Source organism: Vibrio marinisediminis (genome assembly GCF_014050145.1).
Taxonomy (GTDB): domain Bacteria; phylum Pseudomonadota; class Gammaproteobacteria; order Enterobacterales; family Vibrionaceae; genus Vibrio; species Vibrio marinisediminis.
Window position 1 is genome coordinate 1 of record NZ_JACFYF010000199.1, and the last position, 286, is coordinate 286.

General features: G+C 58.0%; 1 protein-coding gene. It reads left to right on the forward strand.

Annotation, left to right across the window (positions count from 1 at the left end; all coding sequences use genetic code 11):
* Positions 1-39 precede the first annotated feature (39 nt).
* Positions 40-286: hypothetical protein (locus H2O73_RS23880; protein WP_497997515.1), on the forward strand; the 247-nt coding region annotated here is incomplete at its 3' end.

Genomic DNA, 286 nt, shown 5'->3' on the forward strand with positions numbered 1-286 from the left:
TTGTCACGCCTGTGTAGTCTGGGCGGTATCGGAGGACCCATGGAACCCGTCGAAGAAATCATCAAGCTCTCTGATCCGGGGGAGGTCGGTCGCGAAGAACATAATCGCGGCGACCGGGTCATCGTGCAAATCTCGAATGTGATGGCGTGGCTGTTCCCGATCCTGATGGTCGCCATCGTTGCACAGGTCTTCCTGCGCGGTTCGGGTATGAACCAGGCATGGCTCGACGATCTCCAATGGTGGCTTTACGGCTCGGCGGTTTTGGTGGGGATCGGATATGCGGTGA